Source organism: Micromonospora sp. IBHARD003 (assembly GCF_056106285.1).
Genome location: NZ_JBWBBX010000001.1, coordinates 5,218,872 through 5,231,157 on the forward strand (window position 1 = coordinate 5,218,872; position 12,286 = coordinate 5,231,157).

Here is a 12,286-nt window from a genome sequence, read left to right on the forward strand (position 1 = left end):
CCTGTATGAGCTGCGCACAGTGTGGAGCGAGAACCAGGCACGCACTCCCCTTTCCGAGAGAGGGAAAAGGGGTAAAGCGTTCAGGGACTCGACAGACGGGGAGGACGCGAGATGCTGATCGAAAGGGTATTCCGCAGCGAGGACTTGCCTCCGGCAGACCGGTTCGACGGCTGGCACGAACTGGTCGGCCAGACCCATGCTCCACTGGAGCTGCGCAGTGACCACTGGGCGGATTTTCGGGCTTCCCAGCGTGTGCTGGACCTCGGTGCCGTATCGGTGTGGCCGACGACCTTCCAGCCGGTGTGCTTTCGGCGGACGCCGAAACTGATCCGGCAGTCCGATCCCGAGGGGCTGCACGTCTCGCTGCCTTTGAGCGGGCCGCTGCGCGCCGTCCGGGGCGAGGAAGAGGCCGTGTACGGTCCGGACAGCCTGTGCGTCGTCGACACCTCGCGGCCCGTCCACATCCACGGGGGTGACGACGGCGGTCTGCACACGGGAGTCGGGCTGGAGGTCCCCAAAGCACTGCTGCAACTGCCCCGGAACCAGCTCGACCACGTGGCCCGGCTGCGGCTGTCAGCGCAGGACGGGTTCGGCTCCCTGCTGGCACAACTGCTCACTCAACTGGCGAACGGCACCCATGCGTACCAGCCCGCCGACGGACCCCGTTTGGGGACGGTCGTGGTGGACCTGCTGTCCGCGCTGTTCGCTCATGCCCTCGACGCCGCCACCCTCCTCCTCCCGGAAACCCGCCGGCAGGCGCTCGTCTTACGCATCCGTGCCTTCGTCCAGCAGCACCTGCACGACCCGCACCTGACCCCGCCCGCCATCGCCGCCGCGCACCACATCTCCGTCAGCTACCTGCACCGCCTCTTCCAGCACGAAGAGGAAACGATCGCGGCCTGGATCCGCCGCCGGCGTCTGGAACGAGCCTGCCACGCCCTCGCCGACCCGGCTCAGCGCACCACACCGATCCACGCCATCGCCGCCCGCTGCGGCTTCCCACGCGCGTCCGACTTCACCCGTGCCTTCCGCACCGTCTACGGCATCCCGCCCAGGGACTACCGCCACCGGCGCATCGCCGAGTAGACGCATCGCCAATGTGGTGTGCACTCAGCGCTAACGAAATCCCTGTGGCTGCGGCCTATCGTGAGAAGCGCACTGGCACCCACCGGCCAAAAAGCCGAAGGAGAACGATGCGGAAGCCACGTTGGGTCATGGCAATTCTCATGGCATTCGCCGCCGTGCTGCTATCGCCGGGGACGAGCAGCGCCGGAACGAACAGCGGCTGGGTCTACACCACCGATTACGACCCCGGCGGAGTCGGAGCCTTCGGGCACGACGGCGACTGGATCAAGGTGTGCGACGAACAGGCGGACGGCTACAACGTCAGCATCCACCTGTTCAGGATGAGCGACTACAAGGATCTGGCCACGCTCAAGACGAATGACGGCCATCTGGACTGCGAGAGCAAGAGTTTCGCAAGTGTGGTGCCCGAGAACATTCGAGTGGGCATCAGGGTGTCCCTGACGAAGAATGGGCACGAGAAGTACGACGGCCGGAAATTCAACCTGATTTCCTAGGGTAGTCGCGGCCGTTGAGGTGGGTACGCTCGGCAATTCTGTTCAGAGTGGAGATCGATACCAGACTCAACGATCACACACGCCTCAGGTTCCACACATTACAAAGGCACTAGGTAATCTTCTGAGGACGGGGGAGTTTTCCATGAAGTACAAGCTCGGCACGGGAATTTCCGCTGGAATGGCCCTGGGCCTTCTGGGCGCGGGCACGGCGGTAGCAGCCCCGGCCGGATATCCAGGTGGCCATGGGGCCGTTGCCATCCCGGCGGACCCGGCATCGTCGACGTCGACGGAATCCTCCACGCCGGAGGTGGCACCCGGCCAACAGCGCGCGTCGAGGACGGTCACGGTCTCGGTGCGGGGCTCAGACGTCGCCGTCCGCGCGTTCGAGTCGGCGAACAACTGCCGGAAATACCCGTCCAGCAGCTGCCGTCTCCTGGGGCGAGTGACGAACGTCAAGGCCCAGGCTACCTGCCAGAAGAAGGGGCAGAAGGTGACTGTTGGGGGAGCTACCAGCGCCTGGTGGACCTTCCTCGACCCCAATGGGCCAGTACATGGCGGCTGGGTGAGCAACGTCTACGTTCGCGGAGACTCACCGAAGTGCGCCTGACGGACGGGCCACTTGGCCGACACGCGCGCGAAGCCACACGCTGACGCTCTCTCAGCTGATCAGTTCCGTGCAGGGCCTGCTCGGATCGGCCCTTCGGGTGCCGGATCAGGTCAAGGATGCCGATCCGGGCGCCGATGTAGCCCTTGCCCGGCCTGGGTGGGCAGGCGCCCGCCGCGGCTTTGTAGGGCTGATCCGGGCGATACGGTCCGGCGGCTCGACCCGTTCCGCCCGGCACTGCACGAGCAGAGCCTCCCGCCGCCGGTCTCCACCAGCTCGACCGGACCCACCTCCGTCGACAGCCGCTCTGTCAGCCGCTGCTCGTCCACCAGGAGCTGTCCGGCCGATCATGAAACCCAGACATTCACGTGCTGAGAGCTGGCTGCGAGCCGTCAGGGCATGTGGGGTCAGGCAGGCCGGGATCGGTTCCGCCTTGAGGGTGTGAGAAACGCGTGACGCCCCGGTCAGCATGTGACCGGGGCGTCAGGGTGTTGGAGCCCACTAGGGGGTTTCTGATGGATCTCCGTGGAGGAAGGAGCGGCGTCCGGTGCGTGCTCTCGGGGTGCCGGCTGGAAGCCCTCGTACTGGACGTACTTGGGCTTTCGGCCGGTGCGGTGAGAGTGAGTGCCGGGCGTCGCGACGCCGCGGAGATCCGTCAGAAGCCCCCTAGCGGCGATGGTGGGCGTCGCTGGCCGTGGGCGGCGCGGTGTGCATGGCCACGATGTTGAAGGAAGCGCGGTCCTGTCCTGCCTGCATACGGGCCTGCTCCTCGATACGGAGTCCCTCGGCCGTCTCTGTCTGCTTCCCGTTGCGGCGCAGCAGCGTGACGATCAGCAGCAGAACCAGGCCGCCCAGAACACCGAAAAGCACTACTGCGAATGCCATGGTTATCTCCCCGTGTCGACGTGATCCAAGTATCGGTGCCCTCACGAGACCTGGCTATGGCTTACCCGGCCGAGGCGACATCGACTGGAACGGGCCCGTGTCCCTGATCGTCACACCAGGCCAACGGGCGGACTGCACCCGGTTCGTCGATGTGCTGGAGAAGATCCGCGTTCCCCGACCCGGGGCGGGCAGGCCCCGCAAGAACGTCTTCCTTGGGACCGTGACCGCGGCAGCCCTCATCATCTGGCTTCGATCGTGATCGCCCGTACAGCTCCTAAGCGACCCCGGGCTCCCAGGGTTTCGCGACTCCCCGGAACCTTCCGTCTCCCGATCTTCAGATCCCCCGATCTCCCTGATCTTCCGATCCCCCAGGACTTCCAAGGCCCCCAGGACTTCCAAGGCCCCCAGGACTTCCAAGGCCCCCAGGACTTCTGGGAGAAATCGGTGAAGTCGGGCGAAGCCGGGCCGATTCCGGCACAATCATGGGGAGTTCGGAAAGGACGACCGGGGCCGCCACCCCCCACAGGAGAGGCCCCGGTCGCCGTCCGGGGGCCGCTGTGCGGCCCCGTACTCCGTTCAGCGCCGGGGGTGCGTTTTCTGTCACACACACGCCCGCCGCAGAATGTTGCAGGTTGTACAAGACATGGACGTACGCAACGGTAGCCGCGTAGCGTGCTTCTGCGCGCAGGGGCGTGCTGTGGCGGTGACCAGCCGCGATGACGAACGGGTAGTGGGAGTGCTGGGGGACGACGCGGAGCTGACCGCCGCGGTGCTCGCGGCTCAGGACGGAAGTGAAGACGCCTTCCGGACTGTGTACCGCGCGGTGCACCCGCGGCTGCTCGGATACATACGCACACTGGTCGGTGAACCGGACGCGGAGGACGTGGCGTCCGAGGCCTGGCTGCAGATAGCCCGGGACCTGGAGCGGTTCAGCGGGGACGCGGACAGGTTCCGCGGCTGGGCGGCACGGATCGCGCGCAATCGTGCCCTGGACCACATCCGGATGCGCGGCAGGCGCCCGGCCATCGGTGGCGACGAGACCGAACTCACCGGAAGGGCCGCCGAGTCCGACACCGCGGACGAGGCCATGGAGGCGCTCGCCACCGGCCGGACGATGGAGCTGATCTCCCAGCTGCCGCAGGACCAGGCGGAAGCCGTCGTGCTGCGCGTGGTCGTCGGACTGGACGCGAAGAGCGCCGCCAAGACGCTCGGCAAGCGCCCCGGAGCGGTCCGCACCGCCGCGCACCGAGGGCTGAAGAGGCTGGCGGAACTGCTCGGCACGGGTGACGGAGATCACGGCGGCGATCGGGATCGCGAAGACCACGGGGAAAGCGCGGGACCGGGCAACGGCACGAGCCGTGCGGGTTCCGGCAACCTGGGACAACACGGCGGGGAACTCGGCGCCGTACCCCCGCAGCGCCGCCCCCGCCGCGGAGTGGCACGCTCCGCAGGTGTGACGCATTCGCGTCTGCGGACGCAGAAGGACATGTGATGGCCGACGAGCGGTACCCATGGCTCGACCAGGAGGCCGCGGAGCGACTGCTGCGCGGTGAGCCGGTCGAGCCCGTCGGCATTGACGCGCGTAGCGACGCGCACCGGCTCGCGGCTGCCCTGGATGCTGCCCGCACCCCCGAGGCCGGAAACGAGCCCCTGCGGGGTGAGGAGGCCGCACTCGCCGCCTTCCGCAAGGCCCGCGACGGTGGAGCGGACGAACTGCTGCCGACCGTAAGGCTCGCGCCGCCCCCCACCCGTCCGCTTCGCTGGGCCCGCCCGTTGCGCTGGGGACTGGCGGCCTCGCTGGCCGGGGTCGCGGTCGGCGGTGTGGCCGTGGCGGCCGGGGCCGGAATGCTGCCCACCCCCTTCGGTGACGACCGCGCGCCGCTCCCCGCGGCATCGGTTTCAGGGCCCGCCACACCGGGGCCGGTCGACTCCGGTCCCGCGACGGACGGCCCCGACGCCTCGACACCGGTCGCGCCGCCGACGGGCGGGAGCGGTGAGGTGCCTCCGCCGTCCTCCGATGCCGCCGAGCCGTCGGCCGGGACGGAGGACCGCAAGCCGAGCCCCGGCGGTGGGCCGGGCACGCAGCGGCGCGGCTCCGGCGACAGGGAGTGGAACGGGCGCGGCGACTGGTTCGCCAAGACCGTCGCGGCCTGTCGCGACTACCGCAAGGGGCGGCTCGACGAGGACGGCAAGGCCCGGCTGGAGGAGCAGGCCAAGGGCTCGGAGCGGATCAGGCGCTTCTGCGACCGTGTGCTCTCCGGCGGTTTCGGCACCTCAGGCGGCAACGACGGCGGCAGCGGCGACGACAACGATGGCGGTGGCCGCGGCGACAACGGTGGTGATGGCGACAGCGACGGTGCGCCGGCCGCTCCGGCCCTGCCGGCCGACCCCGCGTCCCTGCCCCGGCTTCCGGTCGGCGCCCTGCCCGGACTGTCCGTGACGCGCCTTCCCGCGGTCACGCCGTCCGTCGTGCCCGTGTCCGTGGCCGCGCTCTCCGCCCGGGTGACGGCCACCTCTGCCGCCCCGGTCATCGCCGCCTGACTCTGAGCCGGACTCCGAGCCGGACTCCCCATCTGCCTCTGCACCTGACTCTTGGCCCGATTCTCCGCAGTCCTCTGGCCTGCGGTTTTCCTTTCCCGGGAAGAAATTTTCAGCCAGGTGTGACGTTTTTCGGCGGTGCGGCGCAGTACTAAGTGCCGACTGGTCATCGGCCGCGCAAGAGCCGGGGTTCCCCCCGTACCTACGGCTCAGCGCACATGGCGCGGGCGGGACACGTTCCCCCGGTCCCGCCCGCGCCCCCTCCACTCCCGACCGTCTCCAGCGGAAGACAGCGGACGACGACCGTCACCAGTGGACGACGACCTTGTCGCCCTTACGCACCTGGTCGAAGACCTCCGCGAGCTTCTTCTTGTCCCGGACGTTGACGCAGCCGTGCGAGGCGCCCGCGTAGCCGCGGGCCGCGAAGTCCGCCGAATAGTGCACCGCCTGACCGCCGCTGAAGAACATCGCGTACGGCATCGGGGTGTGGTAGAGCGTCGACGTCCACTTCTTCGCCTTCCACCCCACGTTGAACGTTCCTTCACGGGTCGGGGTGTTCTCCGAGCCGAAGCGCACGTCCATCGCCGCGACCACCTTGCCGTCGATCATCCAGGCGAGCGTCCGGCTCTCCTTGCTGATGCACAGCACACGGCCCTTCAAGCACTGCGGATCCGGCTTGTCCAGGGTGTTGGTGGTGGACGGGCGCATCTCGTCGGCGGTCGGCTTGTGGGTCGCCTTGGTCAGACCCTTCCAGGTCGCGGAGTCGACCGACCCGGTCACGGCCAGCCCCTGCTTCTTCTGGAAGGCGCTGACGGCCTCGGCGGTCATCGAGCCGTAGAAGGCGGTGGGAGCGCGGTGGAACAGGTCCATCTGACGCAGCCGCGCCTGCAGCTCGCGTACCTGGTCGTTCTCCGTTCCCTCCCGCATCAGCACCTGCTGCGCCGCCGACCGGTCCGCGGACGGCGAGGCCGACGACGGCGAGGCCTCCGGGGCCCCGCTCGGCTTGGCGTCCGTGACCGGATCGGCCGAAGCGCCGGCCGCCTTCGACGGCGCGCCCTCGGACGGCAGCGCCTGTGCCTTGCCGTCCCCCGACGACTGGGCACTGCAACCGGCGGCGAGAGCGATGGCAATGGCGGCCATCATCGATCTCTTCAGGACGGACGTACGACGCATAGGTGCCCCCCGGGATGGTGTGTGTGTCAGTAGGGATGCGCTCCGGCCGTGCTTGGTTGCGGTCGGGGGAGCATCCTGTGAGGAAGATCCCAGCGTGCGGCCGGTGCGCCGGCAGCAGGCACAGCAGAAACGCGGAAGAACACCTTTAGCAGCAGCTCCAGCGGGAGGCACGGCACATGGCGCGCGAGTCGGAGTCGGGACTGCCCATCCAGCCGGTGTACGGGCCGCACGCCCTGGACGGGTGGGAGGCGGACGGGCGGCTGGGGGAGCCCGGGGCGTACCCGTACACCCGGGGCGTCTACCCATCGATGTACACCGGACGGCCGTGGACGATGCGGCAGTACGCGGGCTTCGGCACCGCGACCGAGTCCAACGCCCGCTACCGGCAGCTGATCGAGCACGGTACGACGGGGCTGTCCGTGGCCTTCGACCTGCCGACCCAGATGGGCTACGACAGCGACGCGCCGATCGCCCACGGGGAGGTCGGCAAGGTCGGCGTCGCCATCGACTCCCTGGACGACATGCGGGTGCTGTTCGGCGGGATCCCGCTGGACAAGGTCTCCACGTCGATGACGATCAACGCGCCGGCCGCCGTACTGCTGCTGCTCTACCAGCTGGTCGCCGAGGAACAGGGCGTCGCGGCGGACCGGCTCACCGGCACCATCCAGAACGACGTGCTCAAGGAGTACATCGCCCGGGGCACCTACATCTTCCCGCCCAAGCCCTCGCTGCGGCTGATCGCCGACATCTTCGGGTACTGCAGGACCGAGATCCCGAGGTGGAACACCATCTCGATCTCCGGCTACCACATGGCCGAGGCCGGGGCCTCGCCCGTGCAGGAGATCGCGTTCACCCTGGCGGACGGCATCGAGTACGTACGGACGGCGTTGGCCGCGGGGATGGACGTGGACGACTTCGCTCCCCGGCTCTCCTTCTTCTTCGTCGCGCGCACGACGCTCCTGGAGGAGGTGGCGAAGTTCCGCGCCGCCCGCAGGATCTGGGCGCGGGTGATGCGGGACGAGTTCGGAGCGCGCGACCCGAAGTCGATGATGCTGCGCTTCCACACCCAGACCGCGGGTGTGCAGCTGACCGCCCAGCAGCCCGAGGTCAATCTCGTACGGGTCGCCGTCCAGGGCCTCGCGGCCGTGCTCGGGGGCACGCAGTCGCTGCACACCAACTCCTTCGACGAGGCCATCGCCCTGCCCACGGCCACCTCGGCCCGGCTGGCGCTGCGCACCCAGCAGGTGCTCGCGTACGAGACCGATGTGACGGCCACCGTGGACCCGTTCGCCGGTTCGTACGCCGTGGAGACGATGACCGACGAGGTGGAGGCGGCGGCGCTGGAGCTGATGGCGAAGGTGGAGGACCTCGGCGGCGCGGTCAACGCGATCGAGCGGGGCTTCCAGAAGAGCGAGATCGAGCGCAACGCCTACCGGATCGCGCAGGAGACCGACAGCGGCGAGCGGGTCGTCGTCGGGGTCAACCGCTTCACCCTGGACCAGGAGGAGCCGTACGAGCCGCTGCGTGTCGACCCGGCGATCGAGGCCCGGCAGGCGGAACGGCTGTCGAAGCTGCGCGCGGAGCGGAACCGGGCCGCGGTCGAGTCGGCGCTCGGCGAGCTGAAGCAGGCCGCGGCGGGTAGTGCCAATGTGCTCTACCCGATGAAGGAGGCGCTGCGGGCACGGGCGACGGTGGGGGAGGTGTGCGACGCGCTGCGGGAGGTGTGGGGGACGTATGTGCCGAGTGATGTGTTCTGAGGTGGGCGTTCTGTGCTGCCGGACCCGAACGGGTGATCCAGGGCCGAGTCCCTGCAGCCCGGGATACGCTCGTGGAGAGTGTTCCCCGAAACGAGGGTGCCGTGGCTGTGATGATGCACGAGACGTCGCTTGTTGATGCTGCCGATCGCCTCCGGGACGAGTTGCCCGGGCACCGGGTGGAGATCCTCAACGGGAGCATTGTTGTGACACCGCCACCGGATGGGCCGCACCAGGAGTCGCTGTTGTGGCTCACGGAGGAGTTCTTCCAAGCCGGTGCGCGACGGGCAGGCATCAAGTACCTCCAGGGCATCGGTCTGTGGCTGCCCACGGGCCCGGACGACTACGCGATTCCAGATCTGTCGGTCGTTGACGCCAACTTCAAGGACGCGCTCGTCGAGAGGAACTGCTACGGGCCGCACGTCTTCCGCATGGTCCTGGAAGTGACGTCCACCAACTGGTCGAACCACATGATCATCAAGGTCGAGACCTACGCCAGGGCCGGGATCCCGGTGTACGTCGTCGTGGACCGCAAACACGACCGGGTCCTGGTGCACACCGATCCCGAGGGTGACGAGTACCGCGTCTGCGCGACGTACAAGCGCGGGATGTCCGTGCCGCTGCCCGACTCGGTCGGCGTCGCCCTGAAGCTGTCCGCCGACCGGCTGCTCGACGGCGACGACTGACCCGGCTTCTTCCACAGGGTGGAGGGCGGCTGTCCACGACAAGGAACGCAAAGGCGGAGTGTCGTACCCATGTGCGACACTCCGCCTCATGCTGGGTGTGACAGATCTTCCGACTTACCTCGCGGGCCTCGTCCTGATCATTCTGCTGCCGGGGCCGAACTCGCTCTATGTGCTCTCGGTCGCCGCGCGCCGTGGTGTGCGCTCGGGATACACGGCCGCGGCCGGTGTCTGGGTCGGGGACACGGTCCTGATGACCCTGTCGGCCGCCGGGGCCGCCTCGCTGCTCCAGGCCAACGCGGTGCTCTTCGGGATCGTGAAGCTGGCCGGCGCGGGCTACCTGACCTGGATGGCGATCGGGATGATGCGGGCGGCCTGGGGCATGTGGCGCTCCCGGCACGAGCACGGAGCCGTGGCCGTGGAGGCCGGGGAAGCGGCGGGCGCCGCGGAGCGGCCGTTCCGGCGGGCCATGGTGGTCAGTCTCTTCAACCCCAAGGCGATCCTCTTCTTCGTCGCCTTCTTCGTCCAGTTCGTGGATCCGGGCTATGCCTACCAGGCGCTGTCCTTCCTCGTCCTGGGCGCGTTCGCCCAGCTGGCCAGCGTCCTGTACCTGACGCTGCTGATATTCGCCGGTACGCACCTGGCGTCGGCCTTCCGCCGTCGCCGCCGGCTCTCGGCCGGAGCCACGTCCGCCGCGGGAGCGCTGTTCCTCGGCTTCGCGGTGAAGCTGTCGCTCAGCAGCGCCTGACGCTGCGCCCATCCCCGGCGGCGTCTGATGTCCGGCGTGGCCCGGGTGCCCCGCCAGGCGGGGCGCCTCCGCCTCAACGCCGCACGACCTTCGCCAGGAAGTCCTCGAGCCCCGCGGTGTCTTCGCCCGCCCAGCCGATGTAGCCGTCGGGGCGGATCAGGAAGAGGCCCTTCCCGTACGCCTCGAGCGGCTCGGTCCGCAGGGTGCGCACGGTGCCGGGCAGGCCCTCGGGCAGTGCGGCTTCCGTACCCGCGGAGAGCAGGACGAACTGCGGTCCGCGGAAGGCGTCGAAAAGCCGGGTGCCGTCCGCGAGGCGTCCGTCGGGGGCGCGGTCCCCGGCCGCCAGGGTGCCCGCGGCGCCGTCGGCGAGCGGGCCGCCGCGGTAGCCGAGGCCCAGCTGGCGGGTGCTGCCGCCGCGTTCCTCCTCGCCCCGGTGGATCCGGGTGGACAGCCCGAGCATCTCGGCCGCGACGGGCCGGCGTTCCTCGGCGTACGAGTCCAGCAGGGACTCCGGCGCACCGTGACGGAGCACCTGGCCGAGCTTCCAGCCCAGGTTGTAGGCGTCCTGGACGCTGGTGTTGAGGCCCTGTCCGCCGGCGGGGGAGTGGATGTGGGCGGCGTCCCCCGCCAGGAAGATCCGGCCGTCGCGGAAACGCTCGGCGAGCGCCGCGCGCGGACGGAAGTCCGAGGCCCAGAGCACCTCGGTGACCTGGGCCGCCGTCAGATGGGTGCGATGGCCGACCAGGGCGCGTACGCCCTCGGCGGAGGTGTCCGGTGCGCCCGTGACGAACTGGGCGACGAGCTGGAAGTCCTCGGTGCCGGGGAGCGGGCAGATCGCGGTGTAGCCGTCGTCCCCGCCGAACATATGCCAGTTGTCCCGGTCCAGAGCCGGTATGCGGACGTCGGCGACCAGCAGCGGCGAGGGGTCGACGCTCTCGCCGTCCATGCCGATGCCGAGGGCCGCGCGCACCGTGCTGCGGCCGCCGTCCGCGGCGACGGCGTACCGGGCGCGGACGACCGTCCCGGACCCCAGTCGCGCCGTGACGCCGCCGGCGTCCTGACCGATCTCCGTGACCTCGTGACCGAAGGCCGTGTCACCGCCGAGCTCGCGGAGCCGGGCGAAAAGGATCTCCTGGGTACGCCACTGCGGCAGCAGCCAGGGCTCCCCGTACGGATCGGCGTCCGTCGGCTCGGCCCGGTCGAACATGTCGTGCTCGCCGTGCCGCTCGCCGTCCTTCCAGAGCAGGGCGAGCGGCGCGCTGCCACCCGCGGCCAGCACCTCGTCGATCACGCCGAGGTCGTGGAAGACCTCCATCGTGCGCGGCTGGAGACCCTTGCCCCGGGAGCCGGGGAACAGGCCCGCGTGCCGCTCGACGACGAGGGCGGCGACTCCGCGGCGGGCCAGGTCCACGGCGAGTGCCAGCCCGGTGGGGCCGGCTCCGACGATGAGGACGTCCGTTTCCTTAACGGTGTTAAGTTCCATGCCCCGGAGCATGCCCTTAACGGCGTTAAACTGTCAAGGTGGGACCTACCAAGATCGACCGTGCCCGCGTCGCCGACACCGCCCTGCGCCTGCTGAACGAGGTGGGCCTCGAGGGGCTGTCCCTGCGCGCCATCGCCAAGGAGCTGGACGTCAAGGCGCCCGCGCTCTACTGGCACTTCAAGGACAAGCAGGCGCTTCTCGACGAGATGGCGACCGAGATGCTCCGGCGGATGACCGCGGACACGGCCGGGTCGCTGTCCGGCGACTGGCGCGAGCGCCTCACGGCGGCGATGCGCGGGCTGCGTGCGCATCTGCTGCGCTACCGGGACGGTGCGAAGGTCTACAGCGGCACGCACTTCACCGACACGAGTTACGCCGCGCCCATGGAGGCCCATCTGCGGGCCCTGACCGAGGCGGGCTTCACGCCCGCGGCGGCCGGGCGGGCCTGGTTCACGGCGTACAGCTACACGATCGGCTACGTCATCGAGGAACAGGCCATGGGCCCGGGCCCGGCCAACGGGCCGGACGGCTACGACCTTCAGGAGCGTGCCGAGCGGCTGGCCGGTCATCCGCTGGCGGCCGAGGCCGGTTTCGAGATCTTCGCGCACCAGGACGAGGGTTTCGAGGCGGGACTGGCCGCGGTGGTGGCGGGCATCGGGCAGACCATGGCCCCGTGACGGCAGGCCGCGGCGAAGGGGCACCGGCTTGCCCCGGCGGCGCGACTGCTATCCGGCCCGGTCCCGTACCCCGGAGGCGGCACCCGATCGCTCCGGGGCAAGATCCAAACGACAGGACCTAGTGCTGTGACCGGATAGGTTCACCGGCTCGCGGTGTCCTG

At 69.5% G+C, this 12,286-nt stretch carries 11 protein-coding genes; 8 read left to right on the forward strand and 3 right to left on the reverse strand.

What is annotated here, in order from left to right; translation table 11 throughout:
• The first annotated feature begins 111 nt into the window (after positions 1 to 111).
• Complete coding sequence (locus ACTWOL_RS23260; RefSeq protein ID WP_474298689.1) at positions 112 to 1,086, forward strand: AraC-like ligand-binding domain-containing protein; 975 nt, start codon at positions 112 to 114, stop codon at positions 1,084 to 1,086.
• 128 nt (positions 1,087 to 1,214) lie between these two features.
• Entirely contained in the window at positions 1,215 to 1,580 is a 366-nt protein-coding gene (locus tag ACTWOL_RS23265; protein WP_474298690.1) for a hypothetical protein, read from the forward strand.
• A gap of 1,270 nt (positions 1,581 to 2,850) precedes the next feature.
• On the opposite strand, the gene ACTWOL_RS23270 is transcribed toward ACTWOL_RS23265, so the two are convergent.
• On the reverse strand, positions 2,851 to 3,069 hold the full coding sequence (locus tag ACTWOL_RS23270; RefSeq protein ID WP_474298691.1) for a hypothetical protein: 219 nt from the start codon (positions 3,067 to 3,069) through the stop codon (positions 2,851 to 2,853).
• Positions 3,070 to 3,772: 703 nt separating this feature from the next.
• On the opposite strand from ACTWOL_RS23270, the gene ACTWOL_RS23275 reads away from it, so the two are divergent.
• Together ACTWOL_RS23275 and ACTWOL_RS23280 are read left to right on the forward strand one after the other, a co-directional pair.
• Entirely contained in the window at positions 3,773 to 4,561 is a 789-nt protein-coding gene (locus ACTWOL_RS23275; RefSeq protein ID WP_474298692.1) for an RNA polymerase sigma factor, read from the forward strand.
• On the forward strand, positions 4,561 to 5,610 hold the full coding sequence (locus tag ACTWOL_RS23280) for a hypothetical protein (RefSeq protein WP_474298693.1): 1,050 nt from the start codon (positions 4,561 to 4,563) through the stop codon (positions 5,608 to 5,610). Before ACTWOL_RS23275 ends, ACTWOL_RS23280 begins: the two co-directional genes overlap by 1 nt.
• A 303-nt stretch (positions 5,611 to 5,913) precedes the next feature.
• On the opposite strand, the gene ACTWOL_RS23285 is transcribed toward ACTWOL_RS23280, so the two are convergent.
• Positions 5,914 to 6,747, reverse strand: a complete 834-nt coding sequence (locus tag ACTWOL_RS23285; protein WP_474298694.1) for a L,D-transpeptidase family protein — start codon at positions 6,745 to 6,747, stop codon at positions 5,914 to 5,916.
• A gap of 209 nt (positions 6,748 to 6,956) precedes the next feature.
• Between ACTWOL_RS23285 and ACTWOL_RS23290 the strand changes: the two genes are divergently transcribed.
• The 3 genes from ACTWOL_RS23290 (at position 6,957) to leuE (ending at position 9,965) form a co-directional block, all read left to right on the forward strand.
• Positions 6,957 to 8,537 carry an acyl-CoA mutase large subunit family protein gene (locus ACTWOL_RS23290; RefSeq protein ID WP_474298695.1) on the forward strand — a complete coding sequence of 527 codons (1,581 nt, stop codon included), beginning with the start codon at positions 6,957 to 6,959 and terminating at the stop codon, positions 8,535 to 8,537.
• Positions 8,538 to 8,647: 110 nt separating this feature from the next.
• On the forward strand, positions 8,648 to 9,220 hold the full coding sequence (locus ACTWOL_RS23295) for a Uma2 family endonuclease (protein WP_474301240.1): 573 nt from the start codon (positions 8,648 to 8,650) through the stop codon (positions 9,218 to 9,220).
• A gap of 88 nt (positions 9,221 to 9,308) precedes the next feature.
• Positions 9,309 to 9,965 (forward strand): leucine efflux protein LeuE, encoded by a 657-nt coding sequence (gene leuE, locus ACTWOL_RS23300; protein WP_474298696.1) that lies wholly within the window; start codon positions 9,309 to 9,311, stop codon positions 9,963 to 9,965.
• Positions 9,966 to 10,038: 73 nt separating this feature from the next.
• Here leuE and ACTWOL_RS23305 read toward each other — a convergent pair whose 3' ends face one another.
• Positions 10,039 to 11,448: an FAD-dependent monooxygenase gene (locus ACTWOL_RS23305; RefSeq protein ID WP_474298697.1), complete on the reverse strand. Its 1,410-nt coding sequence runs from the start codon at positions 11,446 to 11,448 to the stop codon at positions 10,039 to 10,041.
• A 38-nt stretch (positions 11,449 to 11,486) separates the two neighbouring features.
• Between ACTWOL_RS23305 and ACTWOL_RS23310 the strand changes: the two genes are divergently transcribed.
• Positions 11,487 to 12,125, forward strand: coding sequence for a TetR/AcrR family transcriptional regulator C-terminal domain-containing protein (locus tag ACTWOL_RS23310; protein WP_474298698.1), 639 nt, complete (start codon positions 11,487 to 11,489; stop codon positions 12,123 to 12,125).
• The last annotated feature ends 161 nt before the right edge of the window (positions 12,126 to 12,286 follow it).

What these genes read in the sequence shown, in the direction of transcription:
- ACTWOL_RS23260 (WP_474298689.1), top strand. Translation starts at nt 112, where the DNA reads ATGCTGATCGAAAGGGTATTCCGCAGCGAGGACTTGCCTCCGGCAGAC.
- ACTWOL_RS23305 (WP_474298697.1), bottom strand. Translation starts at nt 11,448, where the DNA reads ATGGAACTTAACACCGTTAAGGAAACGGACGTCCTCATCGTCGGAGCC.
- ACTWOL_RS23285 (WP_474298694.1), bottom strand. Translation starts at nt 6,747, where the DNA reads ATGGCCGCCATTGCCATCGCTCTCGCCGCCGGTTGCAGTGCCCAGTCG.
- ACTWOL_RS23270 (WP_474298691.1), bottom strand. Translation starts at nt 3,069, where the DNA reads ATGGCATTCGCAGTAGTGCTTTTCGGTGTTCTGGGCGGCCTGGTTCTG.
- ACTWOL_RS23290 (WP_474298695.1), top strand. Translation starts at nt 6,957, where the DNA reads ATGGCGCGCGAGTCGGAGTCGGGACTGCCCATCCAGCCGGTGTACGGG.
- ACTWOL_RS23265 (WP_474298690.1), top strand. Translation starts at nt 1,215, where the DNA reads ATGGCAATTCTCATGGCATTCGCCGCCGTGCTGCTATCGCCGGGGACG.
- leuE (WP_474298696.1), top strand. Translation starts at nt 9,309, where the DNA reads ATGCTGGGTGTGACAGATCTTCCGACTTACCTCGCGGGCCTCGTCCTG.
- ACTWOL_RS23280 (WP_474298693.1), top strand. Translation starts at nt 4,561, where the DNA reads ATGGCCGACGAGCGGTACCCATGGCTCGACCAGGAGGCCGCGGAGCGA.
- ACTWOL_RS23295 (WP_474301240.1), top strand. Translation starts at nt 8,648, where the DNA reads ATGATGCACGAGACGTCGCTTGTTGATGCTGCCGATCGCCTCCGGGAC.